The sequence below is a fragment of the Gordonia polyisoprenivorans genome (genome assembly GCF_017654315.1).
Classification (GTDB): domain Bacteria; phylum Actinomycetota; class Actinomycetes; order Mycobacteriales; family Mycobacteriaceae; genus Gordonia; species Gordonia polyisoprenivorans_A.
This window is the reverse complement of record NZ_CP072203.1, coordinates 887,236-908,618: the sequence shown is the minus strand read 5'-3', so window position 1 is coordinate 908,618 and position 21,383 is coordinate 887,236. Positions and strand designations below refer to the sequence as shown.

The following is a 21,383-nucleotide window of genomic DNA, read 5'->3' as shown; positions in this document are numbered from 1 at the left end:
TGTCTCGATGCGGCGTGGGCGCACGGCAGCACCGCGGCGACCACGACACGATCGGCGCGGCACGCCCAACCGACCCGAGGGAGCTGAGAAGACCAGTGCGGTATCCACGACGTAAGCCCTCGGTGGTCCTTGCCGCCGTGGCGATGACCCTCGGCGCGGCCTTGTTCGTCGATCTCGGTTCCGATCGCTCGACGCCGTCGGTGCGACCGGTCGACACCCATCGCTCGACCGGGCCCGGCGACGCCGGCGCCATCGATTCCACCTCCAGCGACCCCACCGGCGCCGACCCCACCGGCATCGATACCGTCGACCTCCGCGAGGTCCCGAATGCGGTGGTCGGGCTCGCGCGGTCCGGCCTGGCTCGCGCCGGGATCCGGCTGCCGGAGATCGATCTGTCCGCGCTCCCCCTGCCCACCGCGACAGCGCCCGCCACGTCGCCGACAGCGCCCTCCACTGCCCCGACAGCGCCCTCTACCTCCGCGACAGCGCCCTCCACCTCGGCGACAGCGCCCTCGACGTCGCCGACAGCGCCCGGCCGCCGGCCGGTCGGCGCCTTGGTCAAGCATCTCGTGCGGGACACCCCGTTCAAGATGGTCGGATTCACGTGGAACAAACCGGTCTGGGACGACGCCGAGGACGCGACGATGATGCTGCGGGCCAAGGACCCGGTTCGCGGGTGGGGTGACTGGGTCGAACTCGAGCCCATCCAGACCTCCGCCGACCCCTCGGCCGAGCACCCCGGCGGCACCGAACCCGTGTGGGTGGGGGCCGCCAAGGAGATCCAGCTCGCGCTCACCGATGGGCAGAGCGCCATTCCGGCCGCCGACTCCACCGGCGCCGGCCTGGCCGATCTCGTGGTCGGCTCCGCCGGGGAGGTCCTGAAGAACCTCGCGAGCACCGTGCTGCCGGAGCTGACGGCGACACTGCTGAGCCCCGACAGCCTGCTCTCATTGGGGTCATCGATGCTGACGACCCTCTCGGGTGGCCCGCAGGTGATCTCGCGCGCGGCGTGGGGCGCCGACGAGAACATCCGCTGCTCGCAGCCGGCGATCTCCCCCACGCTGAACGGCGCGATCGTCCACCACACCGCGGGCAGCAACGACTACACCCCGCAACAGTCGGCGGAGATCGTGCGCGGTATCTACGCGTATCACGCACGAACCCTGAACTGGTGCGACATCGGCTACAACGTGCTCGTTGACAAGTACGGGCAGATCTTCGAAGGCGCGTTCGGCGGCCTCGACCGCAACGTCGAGGGCACCCACACCGGCGGCTTCAACAAGAACACCGTCGGCGTCTCGATGATCGGCAATCTCGACGAGGTCGCACCGAGCGGCCAGATGCTCGCCGCTGTCGGCCGATTCCTCAAGTGGCGTCTGAACCGGGCCGGCCTCAACCCCGCCGCGACGGCCACGCTGACGTCGGAATACTTCTCCGACAGCAAGTTTCCGCCCGGAACGCAGACGCACCTACCGGTGATCGCCGGTCATCGCGACTACAACAACACCAGTTGCCCTGGTATTCAGGGATATCCGGCCCTCGATCAGATCCGGGCACTCGCCGGTGCGGCGGCACCGCCCGCGCCCGAATCCCCGGCGCCCGACGCACCGGCCCCCGAGGCGCCGGCACCAGCACCCGCGCAGTAGTGGATGACGCTGCCCGGCTGGACATCACACCTCACCGAACCACCTCGCCAGCACGCGGGCGACCCCGTCCTCGTTGTTGCCGACGGTGATCTCGTCGGCCGCGGCGAGCGCGGCCGGGTGTGCGTGACCCATGGCGACACCGTGTGACGCCCACGTGAGCATCTCGACGTCGTTGGGCATGTCCCCGAACGCGACGGTCGTCGACCCGTCACCGCCGTTGTGGTCCAGCAGCTTTCGAAGCCCGGAGGCTTTGTGGGTGTCGGGCAGCGAGAGCTCGACGAGTCCGTTGTCGGTGGAGAAAGTGATCTGCGCCAGGTCGCCGACGGCTCCGGAAAGTCGTTGCGCAATCTCCGAACTCGGCATACCGGGGGCGCGGACGAGGAGTTTGACGGCGGGTTCGGTGTAGATCTCCTCGTCACCGACCTCGACATGGTCGGGGTTGAGCCACGCGTGTTGATAGCCCGCGGTGGCCACGAACGGCGCGGTGGCGGCGTCATGCGCGGATCGACCCACCCGTTCGGCGGCGATGCCGCACCCGGGGATCCGTGCCTGGGCGATCGCCCCGAGTTCGACGAGGACCTCCGGCGACAGTGTCGCCGAGGAGATGATGCGATCGTGCTCGACGTCGTAGAGGATGGCACCGTTGGCGCACACCGCATGTCGCACACGGATGCGCGACGGGTCGAACTGGTCGGTGATCTCGGCGATCCACCGGGGCGGACGGCCGGTGGCGAGCACGAACTCGGCGCCGGCGGCACACGCGTTGGCCAGGATCGTCTTGGTGTACTCCGACACCCGGTTCTCGTCGTCGATCAGCGTGCCGTCGACGTCGCTGGCGATCAATGTTGGCCGTGAGATGGTCACCGGCTCCTTGTCTTCGACGTTCATCTACGCGACTTCCCTTCTCGTTCAGCCGCTTTCGCCGCGCGTGCCGCCGCCTTGCGTTGTGCTTCCTCGTCCTCGATGACCGCAGCCTGCTCCGGGGTGGGTGCGGTGCCGCCGAGTCGCGTCGGCACCCAGAACTCACCGGCCGGATGCGGGTAGGCGTCCTGCACCTCGTGCAGCACCTCGGCCATCTGCGCGCGCAACCGCGCGGTCTGCTCCTCGACGTCGGCGTCGGCGGGCACGTGGATCGGCGTCCCGTAGCCGACGGCGATCGGGATACCCGCCCGCCCCATCCGACGCTTGCCGCCCTTGGTCCACTGCCGCTGCGCTCCCCACACGATCGTCGGGATCATCGGGACCTGCGCCTCGAGTGCCATGCGCACCGCGCCGGTCTTGAATTCCTTGAGCTCGAAGCTGCGACTGATCGTCGCCTCCGGGTACACCACGACGATCTCACCGGAGCGCAGCGACTCGACGGCCGCACGATAGGCGTCGGTGCCCTGCGAACGGTCGACGGGGATCGTGCGGGTGTGGTTCACCAGGAATCGCATGATGGCGACGTCCATGACCTCGGACTTGATCATGAACCGCGCCCGCCGCCCGACCCGGTACAGACCGAGCGCCGCGGGCAGGAAATCGACGTAGGCGGTGTGATTCACCACCAGCACCGCGCCGCCCCGGGTGGGGATGTTGTCGAGCCCGGTGAACCGCAGATCCACCTTCTGCACGCGGGCGAGGGTGTTCGCGATGATCTCCAGGGCCCGGAACACCGGTTCCCGATCCGCGTTGGTCATGCGGTCAGACTATCGGGTCACCGCCCGCACGAGACTTCGCCTCACGGCCTCGCGCGCAGCGGTCCGGCCGTCGATGCGCGCACCCTCAGTGACGTCTCGACCAGGGCGGGACCGGGCGGACGCCCCTCGAGGACGTCGCAGATGGCCCGCACCGCGATTCGCCCGGTGCTGCGCGGCGCGAGATCGACGGCGGTGATGTCGGGGCGGGAGAACACGTAGGCGGCGGTGTCGGTGTAGCCGGCGAGCAGCATCTGATGCGGCACCTCGATGCCGTGGGAGAGGAGTACGTCCAGAGCCAACCGGGCCGCGCCGTCGGGCGCCGCGACAATCGCGTCGGGCGCATCGTCGAGCACCGCGGTCACCTCGGCGATGATCTGTTCGGGGTCGGTCGCGAAGTTCACGTCACGCACGCGAACGTCGTGGTCGGATTCGGCGAAAAGCCGATGTAAGTCGGCACCGAAGGCGGTGGTCGACGGGGGTACCAGCGCCGCGATACGACGCGCTCCCTGATCGGCCAGATGGGTGAGCAGTGTCTCCACGCCGTGGCGGTGGTCGATCGTCACCACTGCGACGGCCGTGGAGTCCGGCGAGAGGTCACGCTCCAGGGTGACATGCGGAACCGGAAGTCCGCGAACGGTTTCCATCACCGGGTCGGTGAGACTCGGGTCGGAGACGATCAGCCCGTCGAGCGTCAGTGCGGCCATCTGCTCGCGCCGGATACCGGGCGGCACGAGGGTGATCGCGAGCCCCTCGCCGATGGCCGCCTCGGCCGCCCCCTGCATCAGTTGCAGGTAGTAGTCGAGGCCGACCGTCTCCTCGGGGATGAACAGTCCGATCACCCCGGCGGTTCCCGAGCGCAATCCGCGGGCCACCGCACTGGCCACATACCCGAGCCCCGACGCCACCTCGAGGATGTGGGCACGCGTGCGGTCGGCAACGCGGCCGCGGCCGGCCAACGCATCCGATGCCGTCGTGGTGGACACCCCTGCGGCCCGGGCCACGTCGTGCAGGGTCGCACGGCGAGAACTCATGAGGACCACAGTAGGCGCGCCGATGGTCGCCGGTCTGCATCGGGCAGGCCCGGCGCAGGGCGCGGGAACCACGTCGGAGGAAATGTTAACTACATGTTACGAAATGCTGATTCAAGTGGCCGGAACGTTCCGGCACGGCTGTTATGGACACCATACCTCGCCCGAGGTCACTGATTCCGCACAGCAGAGAGGGGCAGTCGGTGGCAGCAGATCTCGTCATCACCGGTGCCGCAGTGTTCGACCACCCCGGCGTCGCCGCCGTGGCCGTCACCGCAGGCCGCATCAGCGCGATCGGTGCGGCGGCCGAGGAGCTCATCGGTCCCGACACCCGGGTGCTGACCACTCCGGGTGGCCTCGTCCTGCCCGGATTCGTCGACGCCCACGTCCACGCACCGTTCGCCGGGCGCAACCTGAACTGCTTGTGGCTCAACGACACCGAGGGCAAGAGCGCCTACCTCCAGCAGATCGCCGACTACGCGGCCGCGCATCCGGAGTTGCCGTGGATCGTCGGCGGTGGCTGGGCCATGGAGTACTTCCCAGGCGGCACACCCGACCGTCGCGACCTCGACGCCGTGGTCGGCGACCGGCCGGTGTTCCTGATGAACCGCGACGTCCACGGCGCCTGGGTCAATACCAGGGCGCTGGAGATCGCCGGCATCGACGAGCACACGCCCGACCCGATCGACGGCCGATACGAGCGCGATGCCCAGGGATTTCCGACCGGGACGCTGCACGAAGGAGCGGCTTACGCCTTCGACGCCGTCCACGTGCCCCGACCCGATCTCGCCGGGTGGCGCGCGGCGATCGTCACCGCACAACGCCACCTGCACTCCCTCGGCATCACCGGCTGGCAGGATGCGTGGGTCACCCCCGACACCCTGGCCGCCTACCGCGATCTCGGCGACGACGACGGGCTGACCGCCCGCGTCGTCGGCGCGCTGTGGTGGGATCGCCACGCCGGACTCGAACAGCTCGAACTGTTCGCCGCACAGCGTGAACACGGTGCGGCACGGAACTTCTCGCCGACGACGGTCAAGATCATGGCCGACGGGGTGATGGAGAACTACACCGGCGCCCTCCTCGAACCCTATTGCTCCTGCGTGGACCACCCCGGTGCGGGCAGCAACACCGGCAGTGGGCTCAGCTACGTCGATCCCGACACCCTGCAGCATGCGGTGACCGCGTTGGACGCAGCGGGTTTCCAGGTGCACATGCACGCGATCGGCGACCGCGCCGCCCGCGACTGCCTCGACGCCGTCGAGCGTGCCCGTATAGCCAACGGCCCCAACGATCTTCGTCATCACATCGCCCACCTGCAACTGGTTCACCCCGATGACCTCCCGCGGTTCGCCGCGCTGGATGTGGTGGCCAATCTGCAGGCGTACTGGGCCCAGCACGAACCACAGATGGATGCGCTGACGATCCCGTTCCTCGGCGAACGCCGTGCCGCGCTCCAATTCCCCTTCGCCGATCTCGTCGCCCACGGCACGCGCATCGCGATGGGCAGCGACTGGGCGGTGACCACCGCCGACCCGCTGGCCCAGATCGAGGTCGCCATCACCCGCCGCGACCCCGACCACCGCGATGCCGAACCGTTCCTGCCCTGGCAGGCACTCGATCTCGACACCGCGCTACGCGCCTTCACCGCCGGATCGGCGTATGTGAACCACGACCCGTCGGGCGGACGGATCGCCGTCGGCGCCCGCGCCGACCTCGCCGTCCTCGACCTCGACATCACCCGCTCAGCCCAGCTGCCCACCGACGCCGTCGTCGTCACCACCATCGCCGGTGGCGCCGTGGTCCATCACCGAGGAGATCACTGATGTCCGAACCCACGACCCCATCCAGCCCGAGCGAACCCGGCTCTGCCACACCGTCATCGGGACATCTGAACCGAGTCCTCGGGCTACCCGAGCTGATCTTCTTCGGTTTGGCGTACATGGTGCCGCTCACCGTGTTCACCACATACGGCGTGGTCACCGACGGCACCGAGGGCCACCTGCCGGGTGCCTACGTCATCACGCTGGCCACCATGATCTTCACCGCGCTGAGCTACGGCGCCATGGTTCGCATCCATCCCGTCGCAGGCTCGGCCTACTCCTACACGCAGCGGTCGTTCGGCGGGTCCGTCGGCTTCGCCGCGGGATGGGCACTGCTGTTGGACTACATCTTCCTACCCATGATCAACTTCCTGGTCATCGGCATCTTCGTCAACGCGCTGTGGCCCGCGGTCCCCGCCTGGGTCTGGGTGGTCGCCTCCATCGCGGTGGTCACCGCCCTCAATGTGCTCGGCATCAAGATGGTGACCCGATTCAACTACGCGCTCATCGTCTTCCAGGTCGTCTTCATCGTCGTCTTCGTCGCCCTGGCCATCCGCCACATCACCGGCGACGCCGGCACCCCGTCGATCGGCTCGGTGTTCTTCGGCAATGCCCAGATGGGTCTGCTGTTCTCCGGGGCGGCCATCCTGTGCCTGTCGTTCCTCGGTTTCGACGCGATCTCCACCCTGTCGGAGGAGACCCGCGACCCCCGTCGACTCATCCCCCGCGCCATCCTCCTCGTGACGGTCATCGGCGGCGGGCTTTTCATCGTCGTCTCGCTCGTCGCCTCACTGTCCTTCCCCGACTACGTCAACTTCACCGACGTCGACTCGGCGGCGAACGATGTGATGGTTCGGGTCGGCGGGACCGCGTTGGAAACCTTCTTCACCGCCGCCTATGTGGCCGGGTGTTTCGCCTCGGCGTTGGCCTCACAGGCCAGCGTGGGCCGCATCCTGTACGCCATGGGACGCGACGCCACCCTGCCCAAGCAGATCTTCGGCCGGATCAACGCGCGATTCGCGACGCCGGCCAACGCGATCGTCATCGTCGGCGCGGTGTCGTTGGTCGCGCTGACCATCAGCCTGTCCACCGCGGCGGAGATGGTGAGCTTCGGCGCTCTCGTCGCCTTCTCGATGGTCAATCTCTCGGTGATCAAGATCTATCTCATCGAGCAACGGCGACGCAGCGTCACCGACCTGGTGCGTTTCGGTGTGCTGCCGCTGATCGGGTTCGGATTGACGATGTGGCTGTGGACCAGTCTGTCGGCCACCGCCATCACCGTCGGGCTGGTGTGGCTCGCGGTCGGCGTCACCTATCTGATCTTCCTCACCCGGGGATTCCGGCGTCCTGCCCCGACGCTCGACATGCGTGAGGAGTCGGTACCGGCCGCCGACCCGGTCTGACCGCACGGCACCGCTACGCGCCCGGCTGCGGCTCCCCGCCCTGCTCGTCGCGCTCGGCCCGCCGCGCAGCCTTGGCCGCCTGCTCCTGTGCGTCCATCCGGTTGGCCTCCTCGAGCGTCGGCGCCGATCCGCCGAGCCGGGCGGGCACCCAGAACTCACCCTTCGGGTGCTCGCCGTAGGCATCCTGCAGCTCGAGCAACTTCTCGCTCATCACCTTGTGCAACTGCGCGGTGATGGCCTCGGCGTCGCCGACGGGCTCGATCGGCTCGGCCACGCCGATCGCGATCTTGTAGCCGGTCCGGCCCAGACGCTTGGGATGGCCCTTGGTCCACACCCGCTGGGCGCCCCAGATGACGGTCGGGATGATCGGGGCGTCGGCCTCAAGGGCCATGCGCGCGGCCCCGGACTTGAACTCCTTGAGCTCGAAGCTGCGACTGATCGTCGCCTCCGGGTACACACCGACGAGTTCGCCGCTCTTGAGATAGCTGACGGCGTCGTGATAGCTCTGCGCCCCGTTGGCCCGGTCGACGGGAATGTGCTTGAGCGCCCGCATGATCGGGCCCGAGTACCGGTTGTCGAAGACCTCTTTCTTCGCCATGAATCGCACATAGCGCTTACCCTGCAGATACGCGGGGATGCCGGCGTAGGTGAAGTCCAGGTAGCCGGTGTGATTGATCGCAACCACGCCCGGACCCGACTTGGGGACGTTCTCGACACCGGAGATGGTGAACTTCAGTCCTTCGGCCAGCCACAACAACCGCGCAGTGGTGATCACGGTGGAGTACACGGGTTCCATGGGTCGAGCTTAGTGGTCGCGCCGACGAAGCCGTGGCATCAGGCGACTCCGCCGCGGTCACATCAGCGACTCCGTCGCGGTGACACGAGGCGACCGTCGCGGTGACCGAACTCATGGCCATCTCGTGCATCCGCGCGCCCGGCCGAACCGAAGTCCATGCGAGAAGGCACGTCCACCTGCGCTGCCCCTGCTCTCAGCTCGACGATGTTCCAGCTCGACGGTGTTCCAGCTCAACGACACCCCACCCCGACGCACGCCCAGCCTGCCCCCGGAGAGGTTCATGCCCACCACCGAACTGCAATCGACCGTCGCGACCACCCGCGCGGTGCTCGGCCCGTTCTACGACTTCCGCGAGATGATCCTCGCCGCGGTACTCGCCGCCCTCGCCGGTGCGACCGGCGCGGCGGCCTGGCTCTATTCGGCCGGCTGGTACGTGACGTTCATGACCGGCAACACCGAGCGAATGGTCCTCGAGCACTACCAGGGCGCCCACCGGTTGGGATTCACCGCCCTGGCCACCGTCGTCGCCTTCTGCTGTGGCGTCGTGGTGGCGACCCTCGCACGTATCACGCTGTGGCGCAAGGCACGTCACGGAGCAACCGTGTTGACGGCCGCGTCCACGACGACCGCCTTCGTCTGGGACTCGGCGATCAACACGACCGACCAGGACTACGGTGCGGGCCCGGTGCTGTGTCTGGCCTTCGGTCTCGGCGCACTCAACACCTCCATCAGCCGCAAAGGTGAGGTGGTGATGCCCCTCTCATACGTCACCGGAACCCTGGTGAAGATCGGCCAAGGCGCCGGCCTGCATCTCGCGGGCGTCAAACGATGGGGCTGGGTGGCCCACGCCACCACCTACGCGGGCTTCCTGGCCGGTGCCGCGATCGGCGGGGCCTTGTTCACGGTGTTCGGGGAGAACAATTCGCTGGCGACGCTCGCAGTGGTGGCCGCGATCATCGCCGTCGTGACCTGGCGGTTGGATCACCCGAAGTTCCTGGTTCGCGACCGTCACTGAGACCTCGAACACCCAACCAGGTACCGAGGGCCCACGACGGGGTCGGCGCGGGTCGATAGATTGGATGGGCAACGCGTCACCGCGCGCAGCCCCGCGCACCCCCTCCGAAAGGCCAAACGTGCAGATCACCAGCATCGGTCACGCCGGATTCCACATCCAGACCACCGCCGGGTCGATCCTTTGCGATCCCTGGACCAATCCCGCCTACTTCGCGTCCTGGGTGCCCTTCCCCGACAACTCGGAGCTGGATTGGAAGAGTCTCGGGCAGTGCGACTACCTCTACGTCTCGCATCTGCATCGCGATCATTTCGACGAGCAGAACCTGCGCGACAACGTCAGCAAGGACGCCACGGTCCTGTTGCCCGACTACCCGGTCCCCGACCTCAAGCGTGAGCTCGAGAAGCTGGGCTTCACCAAGTTCGTCGAGACCACCGACTCGCAGAAGATCACCGTCGACGGCCCGAAGGGATCGCTCGACGTGATGATCATCGCGTTGCGTGCCCCTGCCGACGGGCCGATCGGCGACTCGGGACTCATCGTCTCCGACGGCGAGACGACGGTCTTCAACATGAACGACGCCCGGCCCATCGATCTCGACGTCGTCGGTGAGCAGTTCGGGCACGTCGACGTGCACCTGCTGCAGTATTCCGGGGCGATCTGGTACCCGATGGTCTACGACATCCCCCGCCGGTCCAAGGCCAACTTCGCCGCGCAGAAACGCCAGCGTGGCATGGATCGTGCCCGCTCCTACATCGAGCAGGTCGGTGCGACCTGGGTGGTGCCGTCGGCCGGTCCGCCGATGTTCCTCGACGAGGACCTGTTCTCGCTCAACGACTTCGGGTCCGGGATCGAGGATGCCGACAACCCGCGGCCGGGCGATGTGACGTCGATCTTCCCGGATCAGGAGACTTTCCTGGAACAGATGCGCATCCACGGCACCGACGACGGTGAGAAGCACCGCGGGCTGATGATGGTCTCGGGGTCGGTCGCCGACTTCACCGGGTCGACACTCAACGAGATCAGCCATCCCTATGCGCCGCACGAGGTTTTCGGCGAGAACAAGCAGGCCTATCTCGAGCGGATGAAGGAGAAGTTCGCCCCGGTCATCGCCGCGGAGAAGGCCACCTGGGCCCCTGTCGACGGCGACCCGCTGCTTCCCGAACTCAAGGAACTGTTCGAGCCGATCATGGCCGCCTCGGACCTGATCTGCGATGGCATCGGCTATCCGGTCGGCCTCGTGATGGGCGAGGAGACCGTCGTCCTGGACTTCCCCAACCGCATCGTGCGGGAACCCAAAGAGGGAGAAGGCAAGTACCGCTACGGTTTCCGGATAGCACCCGAAATCGTGCGAACCGTACTGCGCGACGACGAGCCGGACTGGGTCAACACGATCTTCCTCTCCACGCGGTTCACCACGTGGCGCATCGGCGGGTACAACGAATTCCTGTACACCTTTTTCAAGTGCCTCACCGACGAGCGGATCGCCTACGCCGACGGCTGGTTCTCGGAGGCGCATGACGACTCGGCGTCGATCACCAAGGACGGCTGGGAGATCCAGCGTCGATGCCCGCACCTCAAAGCCGACCTGAGTAAGTTTGGCGTGATCGAGGGCGAGAAGCTGACGTGCAATCTCCATGGCTGGCAATGGGATCTGCCGACCGGCCGCTGCCTGACGTCGAAGGGCCACGAATTGCGTTCCAGCCGACTGGAGTAGCGGCACTACTCGGTCACGACCGCCCCTACCCCCGATGGTCGAGGTGCCGAGGAGCGCTAGCGACGAGCCTCGAGACCTGTTGTGCCGACGGGCGTCCGGTCCACGGTGGTCCGAATCCAGCGCCGGTGCAGGCGGTCTCGAGGCTCGCCGCACGCGGCTCGCACCTCGACCATCGAGGGGTGACGATGCTCTCGAAGGATGCTCCGCCCTTCCCACACCCGGTGGCCCTTCCCACCCGACGGCCCATCCCATCCCGATGGTCGAGGTGCCGAGGAGCGCCAGCGACGAGACTCGAGACATGTTGTGCCGAGAGGCTTCCGGGCCACGGCGGTTCAGTTCCAGCTCTGCTGCAAGCGGTCTCGAGGCTCGCCGCACGCGGCTCGCACCTCGACCATCGGAGGGCCGTTCCCACCCCGGGTTTCGTGCCCGATGGCCGTCCCATCCCGGTGGTCGAGGTGCCGAGGAGCGCCAGCGACGAGCCTCGAGACATGTTGTGCCGAGAGGCTTCCGGGCCACGGCGGTTCAGTTCCAGCTCTGCTGCAAGCGGTCTCGAGGCTCGCCGCACGCGGCTCGCACCTCGACCATCGGAGGGCCGTTCCCACCCCGGGTTTCGTGCCCGATGGCCGTCCCATCCCGGTGGTCGAGGTGCCGAGGAGCGTTAGCGACGAGCCTCGAGACCCCTTGTGCCGATGGGATTCCGGGCCACGGACACTCGAACACCTCGACCATCGGGAGGGGTTTCTCTATGGAGTTCTCAAAGATCAGATGCGGTCCCGGCCAGGCCGGGTGCGGGGATTCAGGTAGTGGGGCAGGGTAGGTCAGGCTGCGGCGTCGTCGAGTCGCATGGTGCGCCGGTGATACGACGGCACTGGTTGTCGTTGCGGATCCACGCTGGCGGGTGGGATCAGCCAGGGGTGTCGGTCGAATCTGATGATGAGGTCCCAGCCGTGGTGGTGGACGTCGTCGTGGCAGCTGGTGCACAGTAGGCAGCCGTTGTCGAGGTCGGTGGGCCCGTCATCGGCCCAGTGGTGCACGTGGTGTGCTTGGCAGCGGCCGGCGTGGGCGCCGCATTTGATGCATCCACGATCACGCACGAGTAAGGCTTTCCGTTGTCCGGGGGTGAACAACCGTTCTTTGAGTCCGACGTCGAGGGGTACGCCGTCGGTGTTGAGGATGATTTTGGTGATCGTGGTGTCACACGACAGCATTCGGGCGGTCGCTTCGGTGATCGGACCCATGTTCTGCAAGTCCCCGCCGAGTGCCGGGTTGTCGGCTGACCAGGTCCACAACAGGCCGTTGGTGGGTGTGGCCGAGAAGGTGGTGTCGGCCACTCCTTGTGCCGCGAGTTCGACGATCGTTTCGAACGCGGCGGCACAGATCTGCTCGGGCGTCCGCGGATCGGGCGACCCATCAGGCTGAGGTTTCGGCGCCGACAAGGTTTCCATCAAAGTGCGGGTTTTCTCCCCGGCGACGATGTCGAGGTTCGCCGAGATCTCCAACCGTCCGTCGTCGGTGATGCGGTCGGTGTAGGAGTTGATCGTCTTGTCGTCGGCGGCCGGTGACCCACCGGGCGTCTCCGCGGCGAGCTCGTTACCCAACTGCCGCGCGTAGAGCTTGATCTCGGCGGGAGTGAAACCGGCGAAGTAGTGCGACAGCAGTTTCCGGAGGTATTCACACCGTTGGACGGTGTCGAGTGGTTCGGGGGACCGGGTGTCGATGTGCGCCAACCCGCGCACGATGGCGTCGGCGTGTTCGGAAGAAATGGACCCGTCCGCAGCATGCGCCAACAACAGATCAATGTCGCTGGTGGCCGAGATCCGCACGTACCGACCTGCGACCGAGGGCGCGAAGCCCATGCTGATCAACAGTTCTCGCAGTCGGGTGGTTTTGTGGTCGGCGACCCCGAGTCGGTTCATTTCGCCGGCGAGGGTGGTGGCGTGGTGATCAACCAGGTTCCGCAACAACAGGACTTGTTTCATCGCGCCGAAGGCTTGGGGTCCGGTCATGTCCGGGTTCCATTGTAGGTCGCTGAGTTGGGTGACGATGGTGGCGAAGACTGTTTCGGCGTCAACGTCTTTGACGTCGAGAGTTGTGGTGGTGTCGATCATGGCCCCTCCCCGGTGGCTGATCGGCGTGATGGGTCCAGTGTACCTCGCCAGGGTGTTCGACGCAAGGGTGTTTTGGTCAATTGTGCTTGTGGACAACGTGTTTCGGCCTAGAAATTCTGTCGGTGGGGTGTGGTAGGGGGTGTGCGTTTCGTTTGTCTTGCTGTCGATGTGGTTGGGATGCTTGTAGTCTCGCCGGGTCTCGAGGCCCGGCGCCTGGGGCGCCGTGCACCTCGACCATCGGGGAAGAGGGGTTCGCGACGGTCGGGTGGGGCGGGTTATTCGACCATCGGGGGGGCGTTGACCGTCGGGAACTATGCGTCCGCGGCTCCACTGTGCAGACGCGGCTGGTGCAGCGGGGGTGTTTGTAAACCCGGCTCGCGTTCAAGTCGTGCGACGGTGGATGTGGTTGGGAGGCTTGTTGTCTCACCGGGTCTCGAGGCTCGCCGCACGCGGCTCGCACCTCGACCATCGGGGGGACGGTCTCGGCCATCGGATGGGGGGGTGCTCGACCATCGGGGAAAGGTCTCCGCCATCGGATGGGAGGTGTTCGAGTATCCCTTATCCCCGACCTCACCGCTTCGCCCGATCCCGGTCGTCCGCAGTCGAGAACAGTTGCCACACCGGCCCGGTCAGCAACCAGATGACGGTGACCACCCCGAGTATCCCGAATGTCCCGCGGAGGTCGGCGGCTTGCTGATCGTCGGCCACGGTCACAGACAGGAGTAGCACCGCGCCCGCGGCGATCGCCGCCGCGATCAACCACAGCCCGAACAGCGCGAGCTCCTGGCGCATGGCGGCAGCACCACCGCGAGGTGGTCGGGCCGGGGCCGGGGCACCGGCGAACCAGTGCGCAAAACATGCGTCGGCCCAGGTGACGATCGAATGACCGAAGGCCACGGTGACTCCCAGGTAGATCCCGGCCAGCCGGTGCACCGTGGTCACCTCGGTGCCGTGTGAAAGGTCAACGGCCACAGCGGCGAGCAGGAACAGATCCACCAACGGCACCAGCGCCAAGACCACCGTCGACGCCCGACGCCTGCGCAGGATGTACCGAATCGACAACCCGGCGCACACCAGCACCCAGAACCCGATCTCGCACCCGACGATGACCCACAGGACCGGCGATCGCAACACTTCATCCGTCATGTCACCACGGTCGCGCGGACACCGACCCGACCGCATCGGCCATCCCATCGAGCGCACCTGCGCCGGAAGAAGTCATCCTTTCGTCGGATGACCGGGATGTCGGCTCGTGCAACGATGGGGTCATGTGGCGACTTCCGGTGTCCCGCGCACTGCTCAACGACGCCGGCCTCACCCTGCTGTTCCTAACCCTCGGCGTCAGCCTGTTCGCATCCGGCCTCGGGGTACTCGACGAGAACGCAAGCCCGCTACCGACGTGGTTCTGCATGGTCTCGCTGGGTATCGCGGCGTGCTTTCAACTGTGTCGTTCGCGGCATCCGGCCGTCGCGCTGACCGGGGTCAGTGCAGCACTGGCACTCGATTCACTGACCGTCCCGTCGATCGGGGTGTGGTTGGTGTTCTCCGACATCGTCTACTCCACGTGCGTCTACGGCGGTGCCCGCCTCGTCCGCGTGCTGTACGGGTTGGCCGCCGTCGTGTCGGTCGCGACGTTCTTGCTGGTGTCCGTCGTCGCCCACGATGATTGGCGGTTGCTCTTGATCTGTGTGCTCTGGTTGCTCGCGCTGATCGGCTCGCCACTCGCGTATGGGCTGGCCGTGCGCGAACACCGCAGCGCGTTGTCACTGGAACGCAAACACTCGCGGGCACTCGCCGAACTCGGCGAGCGCGAGCAGATCGAGGCCGTCGCCGATGAGCGTCGCCGCCTGGCCCGCGAACTGCACGACGTGATCGCCGGTCGGCTGTCGGCGATCGCGGTGCAATCGGCTGCGGCGCTACAGTATCCGGAGAACACCGCCCTCGCGGGGAAAGCACTGGCCGCGGTCCGGGCAAGTAGCGTCGAGGCCCTGACCGAGATGCGCGGACTGATCGACCTGCTCTCCGACGGCAGCGAACAGACCGCCGACGGCCGGCACACCACTGCCGGTCTGCGACGTATCGACCGGCTGGCCGCGCCCATCGCCGAGTCCGGCACCGACATCACCGTGGACGTACCTGCGACGATCACCGCCGCCGACAGCATCGACGCGCTACCGCCGGTCGTCGACATCGCCGCGTACCGCATCGTCGCCGAAGCGTTGACGAATGCCGCCACACATGCACCGGGACAACCGATCCGGGTGAAGATCACCCACGCCGACGACACCCTGGTCCTCGACGTCTGCAATCGACTCGCCGCCCACCACGATCACCATCCGGCCGGCGATCGTCACACCGGGCGCGGCCTGGTCAACATGCGCACTCGCGCCCACGCGGTCGGCGGGGCGCTCTGCGTCGAGCGCGGTACCGACGAATTCCGGCTCACCGCAACGCTTCCGACAGCTCACCCCGAGGCAGGGGGATTTCACCCGTGACGACGATCCTGATCGCCGACGACCACGCCGCCATCAGGGCCGGGCTGCGGATGATGCTCGAGCCTGCCGAGGGTATCGAGGTCATCGGGGAGGCCATCGACGGCGACCAGGCGATCACCGGCGCCCGCGACCTGCGGCCCGACGTCGTGCTGATGGACGTCCGGATGCCCGGGACCGATGGCATCCGCGCCACCGAAGTGATTGTCGGCGAGAACATCTGCCCGGTTGTCGTCCTCACGACCTTCGATCTCGACGAGTACGTCTTCGGCGCACTGCGGGCCGGGGCGAGTGGTTTTCTGTTGAAAACGGCGTCGGCGGAGGCCATCATCGATGCCGTCCGCGCCGTGGTGCGTGGTGACGCGGCATTGTCGCCGGAGGTCACCCGCCGCGTCGTCGACGCCGTCCGAACCACGCCCGGCGGCTCACGCACTCCCCCGCCCACCGCACTCGACGATCTCACCGCCCGCGAGAGAGACGTGTTGCGTTGTCTCGGAGATGGTTTGGCCAACGCGGAGATCGCGTCGACGCTGTTCATCACCGAGGCGACGGTGAAGACGCACCTGTCGCGCGTGTTGATGAAACTCGGCCTCGAATCGCGGGTGCAGGCTGCGATCCTGGTGCGCGACCTGGGTGGGGTGTGACCTCAGCACCCACCCGCAGGCCGCCCGGCGAACCGGCCCTGCAAGAAAGTCCACGCGTCGGCGGTGAACGGCCCGAAGGCGCGGAGGTGATCGTCACCCCGGTAGACGTGCACCGCCGTGGGAAGCCCACGGCTGCAATAGCTTCTCGCAAGTCCGACGACGTCGCCGACCAGCATCACCCCGTCGCCGCGGCCGTCGGCGTCGCCGATGCCGAGCATCATCGGTGTGCGCGGTGTCCCGACCGATCCCATGATGTTGGCGTCGATGGCCGCCGGGATTCCGGGAACGTCGAGTAGGGACGGGTATTGCGGCTTGAGCAGCGACGAGTCGGTCAATCCCGGGTATTTGCCGAGGAAATCGTTGATGCACTCCCCGCGAATCTCATTGAGAACCTGTGTTCCCTTGGGAGACAGATACTGTCCGATGCCGATGTCGTAGGTGCGGTCGTAGACGTTCATCAGCGCGGGGATGACCGCCGACCACCGCGGCGTGCCGTTGACGTAGGGCAGGTTGTGTGCCGGGTTCACGAGCACTCCCCCGGCCGCGGCACCGACCAGATTCAGCTCGGGCGCATAGGCCGGGGCGAGTTCGGCGCCGAAGCCGGTGGGGATGGAGCCACCGGAATAGCCGAACAGAACGACCGGCGTGGACGCCGGGACACCCAGATGGCGCTCGGCGGCGCGGATGCTGTCGAGCGCCGCATACGCCGATTCCCGGCCGATCGTCCACCGCAGTTGCGGCCCTTCATAATCGGGCACCACGACGGTGTATCCCGCGGCGACCATCGTGGTGATCATGGCGAGATCGATGGGCGCGGCTTGTGACGCTCCGCCACGGAGCGTGTACGACGGATCGCATTGGCTGCCGAGCGCATCGTAGAACTCGTGATAGGACACGATCTTTCGCGTCGATCCGGGCGCGGCTCCGGGCGGGGAGATGATGGTGGTCACCGTCGACGACGGGTTGCCGAACGTGTCGGTCGTCCGATAGAGCAACTGGGTCGCCTGCGCCGGCAGGCCCCTTCCGGCGTAGCCGAGGGCGACCTCACGCTGCCGCAGGATCGCCCCGGGCCGCGCCGACGACAGCCCGGCGGGCGGTGTGTAGAACGGGTCGGCACTCGGCGGGGCCGGCGGCGCGGCGTGGGCCGGCCCGGCCGACAGTCCGCCCGCCACCAACGCGCACAGAGCCAAGAACACGATCACTACAAGAGCGCGGCGCCGCGCGCGTCCGGGGGTCGACATGTCAGTCATTGTGTCGTGCGGGGCCCGGTTTCGTGCAATAAACAGCCGAGCACTTCAGCGGCGCGCACCGCGCCCTTCGGCCAATTGCGTCAAACCGGCCAGCAGCGTGGACGCCTGCTCGTCGGGCGCAACAGCCCCCGGGGATGCGGCCCACGCCGCCAGAATCTCCATGAAGCCGCCGAGCAGGAACGTGGTCAATGTGTCCGCCGACACCGAGCCCGACCCACTTCCGCCCGAGCGCAGACTCACGACGATCTCCTCGCATTGCGGCCGCAGCCGCGAGCGGAAGACCTCTGCGCATCGCTGAGAAGCCAGACTGGGGTAGAGATTTCGGTAACACTCCATGTTGTCGACGACGAAGCCCATCAGCGCCGCGATCACCTCCTGCGGACCGGCATCCACGGCGACGGCTTTGTCGAGCCGGTCGACCACCGCGGCCACGATCGCGTCGTCGCGATCGGTGAAGTGCAGGTAGAAGGCCGGACGGCTCACGCCGGAGAGCCGCACGATGTCGCTCACCGAGATGGTCTCCACGCGACGTTCGAGCATCAACTGCCACGCGGCAGCCTTCAGTTCTCCGCGAGCCTTCTCGGCCCGCGGATCGAGGCTGGCCGACCGTGATGCCATACGTCGAACCCTAGCAGGCATCACCCTTTTGTTTACAAGTGTCTACGACAGCGCTAGCATTGCCACCATCAGCGGTTCTCCGACGGATTCAACGATGCATCCGATATCGCGGCTCACACGCCCCGGAGACCTCCGACACCCCAGACCCACAACCAGCCCCGCAGTGAGGTTCGTGATGAGCGAAACATCCACCCTGACAAACGGTTCCGATGAGACTGCCGCGGAGTCGACAGGCGACGACACCAGCCCGTTCCCACCCGACCCCCGATCACCCAAGAAGGTTTTCCTGGGCGCGCTGATCTTCCCGATCTTCATGATGGTGGTGATGCCGCTGCTCTACAGCTGGGGCCTGCACTCCCCGACGCCACACGACATGAAGGTGGCGATCATCGGCGACACGAGCACCTCCCAGCAGATGGCCTCGGCGATTACCACCCAGTCCGACGGCAGCTTCGCGGTGAGTACCGTCGCGGATCCGGGAGCGGCCCGCGCCGCGATCGACGACCTCGACATCCGAGGTGCCTGGAACCCGGTCACCAACGACGTCTACGTGGCATCGGCGGGCGGACCCATCGCCAGTAACACCGCCGAGACGTTCCTGAGTGCCGTTGCGCAGAAACAGAATCCGGACAAACCGGTGAACGTCATCGACGTCACCCCGCCAAACAGCAACGACAAACTGGCCAACTCACTGCTCTTCGTCGGGTTGGCCGCGGTGCTCGGTGGTTTCTCATTCGCATCGGCTCTACGCATGGCGGTGGGCGGATTGAGCCTGCGGGTCGAGCTCATTCTTCTGGCGGTCTTCGGCGCATTGCTCACCACGATCCCGACCTTCATCGCCTACTCGGTGTACGGCAGCCTCGACTCCGGCTTCATCAAAGCCGCGCTCCTCGCATATGCGGGTCTGCTCACCGTGGGATGCTTCCACCTCGGGGCCATGCGGCTCATCGGACCCGTCGCGATCATTCCGACCGTGTTCATCATGGTCCTGATGGGCATACCGGCCTCGGGGGCGGCGATACCCGCCGAGATGGTGCCCGGCTTCCTCGGCACCATGAATCGGATCCTGCCCACCCCCGCACTTCTCGATGGTCTGCGACGACTCATCTACTTCCCTGACGCAAGCATGGGCGCCACCCTGTCCACGCTGGCACTGTGGGCACTGCTGGGAATGGTGATGATCGCCTTGGCGGCGATGCGTCACTCGGCCAAGCCGGAGGAGAACAGCCTGCAGGGCCCCGGCTTCCGGCATTTCTTCGGCGACAACCGGGAGGTCACCGCAGCCCAGCATGCGCGGCGCAAGGCACTGGCCGGCGCCGCCGTGGTCCCGATCTTCCTCGTGACCTTCTTGCCGCTCACCTTCATCGGACTGTTCCACAACCCGACGCCGCACGAGATGAAGGTCGCCATCGTCGGCACCGATCAGGCTGTGACACAACAGCTCACGACCCAGCTCGAGAAAGTCACCGGTGACGGGTTCGAGTTCACCTCGGTTCCTGATGCCGGTACTGCGCGAGAGCAGTTGCAGCAGCTGGAGATCCGCGGCGCCTACGATCCCGCGAGCGCAACGCTCACCCTCGCGGGCGCGGGCAACCTGCAGGCCACGCAGGTGGTCAAGCAGGTCTTCGGTCCGGTGGCCGCGGCGTCGGGCAAGACGCTACAGGTCGACGACGTCGCGCCGTTGCCCACAAGCGACCTCGTCGGTGCCGGCGTACTCTACCTCGGCCTCGGAGCCATCCTCGGCGGCTATCTGAGCGCGATGATCGCCTACATGCTGGGCCGCGGTCTGGGCCTGCGATGGCAGGTCGGTGCAATCGTCGTGATCTCGGCTGTGTGCGCCCTCGCGCAGGTCCTCATCAGCTACCAATGGATCGGCATCTTGCACCACAACGAGATCGCGGTCGCGGCAACGCTGTTCGTGATCGCTCTGACGTGCGGCCTGTTCCAACTCGGTGGGTCGATGCTCATCGGGCCACTGATGATGATGGTCAGCATGCTCGTACTCATCTTCCTCGGCGTCTCGACATCGGGCATCGCGGTGGGCACCGACATGGCCCCGGCGTTCTATCGGGTGCTGCATCCGATACTTCCGACGTCCAACGGATTCGAGGCGCTCAAACGCATCGCCTACTTCGACGGCACCGACGCGTGGTCGAAGAACCTGTGGATCCTGGTCCTCTGGTTGGCGGTCAGCGCCGCCATGGTGGTCGGTGGGGTACTCCTCAAGCGTGCCGGACGCGGTCCCACCCCGCCGCCGATCAACATGGAACCCGAACAGTAGGAGCGATGGCGGTGGAGGTGGCGCCTCAGCCCGCCGCCTCCACATCCGCCACCGCCGACGACATGGCGACGATGATGGCACCGGCGATCGCCACAAAGAACGCGACGGCGGCGACCACCGCCCAGCCGTGCCGAACGGTGTCGCCGAGCAACACGATGCCCGCGACGCCGGGCACCACGGTCTCCCCGACCACCAACGACGCCGCGGCGGCGCTGACCGACCCGGTCTGCAGTGCGACGGTGAACAGGTAGAACCCGCCCACCCCGCACACCACGACCGCGTAGGCGGCCGGATCGGTCAACAGTCGGCCGAGGTCGAACGGGGAGACACCGTCGACGACACGCACAGCGATCGCGAGAACCCCGAACAGCACGCCACCGAGCAGACCGGCCCCAACGGCGACGCGCGCTCCGGAGAACCGCATCACCACCAGACCGAATCCGATCAGCACGGCACCGGCGATCAGCACACCCCAATGCAGGGATCGTCCGGCGTCGTCGTGACCCTCGTCGCCGGCCGCGATACCGAGGACGGTGAGCGCGGCGATGACCAGCACGATGCCCGTCCAGTCACGCACCGACAACCGGGCGTGCAGCACCACCATCGCCAGCAGCGCGGTGACCACCAGATTCGCGGCGATGATCGGCTGCGCGACAAACAGTGGCATGGTGCGCGCCGCAACCATGTTCCCGATGAATCCGAGCGCGTCGAGAGCGAAGCCGATCAGGAACGAGACGGTGATCATCGCCGCGAACGTCGAGGCTGCGCTCGGCACCTCGTCATGCTGTGCACCGTCGTCGACCTCGGCGGCACCGCGCGCCTGCAGCACCGACGCGGTGCCGTAGGCCAGGGCGGCCAGAACGGCGGCGATGAACCCGACGATCAC

General features: G+C 66.9%; 17 protein-coding genes. 8 read left to right on the top strand and 9 right to left on the bottom strand.

The window, feature by feature from the left end; all coding sequences use genetic code 11:
- Nucleotides 1-95: 95 nt before the first annotated feature.
- Complete coding sequence (locus J6U32_RS04195) at nt 96-1,646, top strand: N-acetylmuramoyl-L-alanine amidase (protein WP_244332583.1); 1,551 nt, start codon at nt 96-98, stop codon at nt 1,644-1,646.
- Nucleotides 1,647-1,670: 24 nt separating this feature from the next.
- Here the strand turns inward: J6U32_RS04195 and J6U32_RS04190 are convergent, their stop codons facing one another.
- The 3 genes from J6U32_RS04190 to J6U32_RS04180 are packed head-to-tail and all read right to left on the bottom strand — an operon-like array spanning nt 1,671 to nt 4,356.
- Nucleotides 1,671-2,534 (bottom strand): HAD family hydrolase, encoded by an 864-nt coding sequence (locus J6U32_RS04190; RefSeq protein ID WP_208793679.1) that lies wholly within the window; start codon nt 2,532-2,534, stop codon nt 1,671-1,673.
- Entirely contained in the window at nt 2,531-3,325 is a 795-nt protein-coding gene (locus J6U32_RS04185) for a lysophospholipid acyltransferase family protein (protein ID WP_208793678.1), read from the bottom strand. Before J6U32_RS04185 ends, J6U32_RS04190 begins: the two co-directional genes overlap by 4 nt.
- A gap of 41 nt (nt 3,326-3,366) precedes the next feature.
- Complete coding sequence (locus J6U32_RS04180; protein WP_208793677.1) at nt 3,367-4,356, bottom strand: LacI family DNA-binding transcriptional regulator; 990 nt, start codon at nt 4,354-4,356, stop codon at nt 3,367-3,369.
- Nucleotides 4,357-4,556: 200 nt separating this feature from the next.
- Between J6U32_RS04180 and J6U32_RS04175 the strand changes: the two genes are divergently transcribed.
- Nucleotides 4,557-6,179 (top strand): amidohydrolase, encoded by a 1,623-nt coding sequence (locus tag J6U32_RS04175; protein ID WP_208793676.1) that lies wholly within the window; start codon nt 4,557-4,559, stop codon nt 6,177-6,179.
- Nucleotides 6,179-7,579 carry an APC family permease gene (locus J6U32_RS04170; RefSeq protein ID WP_208793675.1) on the top strand — a complete coding sequence of 467 codons (1,401 nt, stop codon included), beginning with the start codon at nt 6,179-6,181 and terminating at the stop codon, nt 7,577-7,579. Before J6U32_RS04175 ends, J6U32_RS04170 begins: the two co-directional genes overlap by 1 nt.
- A gap of 13 nt (nt 7,580-7,592) precedes the next feature.
- Here the strand turns inward: J6U32_RS04170 and J6U32_RS04165 are convergent, their stop codons facing one another.
- A complete protein-coding gene (locus J6U32_RS04165) occupies nt 7,593-8,375 on the bottom strand; it encodes a lysophospholipid acyltransferase family protein (protein ID WP_208793674.1) in 783 nt (260 codons plus the stop codon).
- Nucleotides 8,376-8,655: 280 nt separating this feature from the next.
- Between J6U32_RS04165 and J6U32_RS04160 the strand changes: the two genes are divergently transcribed.
- Both J6U32_RS04160 and J6U32_RS04155 read left to right on the top strand, forming a co-directional pair.
- Nucleotides 8,656-9,390: a YoaK family protein gene (locus tag J6U32_RS04160; RefSeq protein WP_208793673.1), complete on the top strand. Its 735-nt coding sequence runs from the start codon at nt 8,656-8,658 to the stop codon at nt 9,388-9,390.
- Between the two features lie 118 nt (nt 9,391-9,508).
- Complete coding sequence (locus tag J6U32_RS04155; RefSeq protein ID WP_208793672.1) at nt 9,509-11,104, top strand: Rieske 2Fe-2S domain-containing protein; 1,596 nt, start codon at nt 9,509-9,511, stop codon at nt 11,102-11,104.
- Between the two features lie 818 nt (nt 11,105-11,922).
- Here J6U32_RS04155 and J6U32_RS04150 read toward each other — a convergent pair.
- Complete coding sequence (locus tag J6U32_RS04150; RefSeq protein WP_208793671.1) at nt 11,923-13,212, bottom strand: HNH endonuclease; 1,290 nt, start codon at nt 13,210-13,212, stop codon at nt 11,923-11,925.
- A 570-nt stretch (nt 13,213-13,782) separates the two neighbouring features.
- Entirely contained in the window at nt 13,783-14,358 is a 576-nt protein-coding gene (locus tag J6U32_RS04145; protein ID WP_244332573.1) for a hypothetical protein, read from the bottom strand.
- Nucleotides 14,359-14,480: 122 nt separating this feature from the next.
- On the opposite strand from J6U32_RS04145, the gene J6U32_RS04140 reads away from it, so the two are divergent.
- Nucleotides 14,481-15,707, top strand: a complete 1,227-nt coding sequence (locus J6U32_RS04140; protein WP_208793669.1) for a sensor histidine kinase — start codon at nt 14,481-14,483, stop codon at nt 15,705-15,707.
- A complete protein-coding gene (locus tag J6U32_RS04135; RefSeq protein WP_208793668.1) occupies nt 15,704-16,348 on the top strand; it encodes a response regulator in 645 nt (214 codons plus the stop codon). The genes J6U32_RS04140 and J6U32_RS04135 overlap by 4 nt, the downstream gene beginning before the upstream one ends.
- Nucleotides 16,349-16,350: 2 nt before the next feature.
- On the opposite strand, the gene J6U32_RS04130 is transcribed toward J6U32_RS04135, so the two are convergent.
- Together J6U32_RS04130 and J6U32_RS04125 are read right to left on the bottom strand one after the other, a co-directional pair.
- Nucleotides 16,351-17,598: a lipase family protein gene (locus tag J6U32_RS04130; protein WP_425324104.1), complete on the bottom strand. Its 1,248-nt coding sequence runs from the start codon at nt 17,596-17,598 to the stop codon at nt 16,351-16,353.
- Between the two features lie 45 nt (nt 17,599-17,643).
- Entirely contained in the window at nt 17,644-18,216 is a 573-nt protein-coding gene (locus J6U32_RS04125; RefSeq protein ID WP_208793667.1) for a TetR/AcrR family transcriptional regulator, read from the bottom strand.
- Between the two features lie 175 nt (nt 18,217-18,391).
- On the opposite strand from J6U32_RS04125, the gene J6U32_RS04120 reads away from it, so the two are divergent.
- Complete coding sequence (locus J6U32_RS04120; RefSeq protein WP_208793666.1) at nt 18,392-20,497, top strand: DUF3533 domain-containing protein; 2,106 nt, start codon at nt 18,392-18,394, stop codon at nt 20,495-20,497.
- A gap of 25 nt (nt 20,498-20,522) precedes the next feature.
- On the opposite strand, the gene J6U32_RS04115 is transcribed toward J6U32_RS04120, so the two are convergent.
- Entirely contained in the window at nt 20,523-21,383 is an 861-nt protein-coding gene (locus tag J6U32_RS04115) for a DMT family transporter (RefSeq protein ID WP_208793665.1), read from the bottom strand.

Bases quoted from the DNA above. Each gene is read 5' to 3' on its own strand.
- J6U32_RS04190 (WP_208793679.1), bottom strand. From the start codon at position 2,534: ATGAACGTCGAAGACAAGGAGCCGGTGACCATCTCACGGCCAACATTG.
- J6U32_RS04185 (WP_208793678.1), bottom strand. From the start codon at position 3,325: ATGACCAACGCGGATCGGGAACCGGTGTTCCGGGCCCTGGAGATCATC.
- J6U32_RS04180 (WP_208793677.1), bottom strand. From the start codon at position 4,356: ATGAGTTCTCGCCGTGCGACCCTGCACGACGTGGCCCGGGCCGCAGGG.
- J6U32_RS04170 (WP_208793675.1), top strand. From the start codon at position 6,179: ATGTCCGAACCCACGACCCCATCCAGCCCGAGCGAACCCGGCTCTGCC.
- J6U32_RS04165 (WP_208793674.1), bottom strand. From the start codon at position 8,375: ATGGAACCCGTGTACTCCACCGTGATCACCACTGCGCGGTTGTTGTGG.
- J6U32_RS04160 (WP_208793673.1), top strand. From the start codon at position 8,656: ATGCCCACCACCGAACTGCAATCGACCGTCGCGACCACCCGCGCGGTG.
- J6U32_RS04150 (WP_208793671.1), bottom strand. From the start codon at position 13,212: ATGATCGACACCACCACAACTCTCGACGTCAAAGACGTTGACGCCGAA.
- J6U32_RS04145 (WP_244332573.1), bottom strand. From the start codon at position 14,358: ATGACGGATGAAGTGTTGCGATCGCCGGTCCTGTGGGTCATCGTCGGG.
- J6U32_RS04140 (WP_208793669.1), top strand. From the start codon at position 14,481: ATGTGGCGACTTCCGGTGTCCCGCGCACTGCTCAACGACGCCGGCCTC.
- J6U32_RS04130 (WP_425324104.1), bottom strand. From the start codon at position 17,598: ATGACTGACATGTCGACCCCCGGACGCGCGCGGCGCCGCGCTCTTGTA.
- J6U32_RS04125 (WP_208793667.1), bottom strand. From the start codon at position 18,216: ATGGCATCACGGTCGGCCAGCCTCGATCCGCGGGCCGAGAAGGCTCGC.
- J6U32_RS04120 (WP_208793666.1), top strand. From the start codon at position 18,392: ATGAGCGAAACATCCACCCTGACAAACGGTTCCGATGAGACTGCCGCG.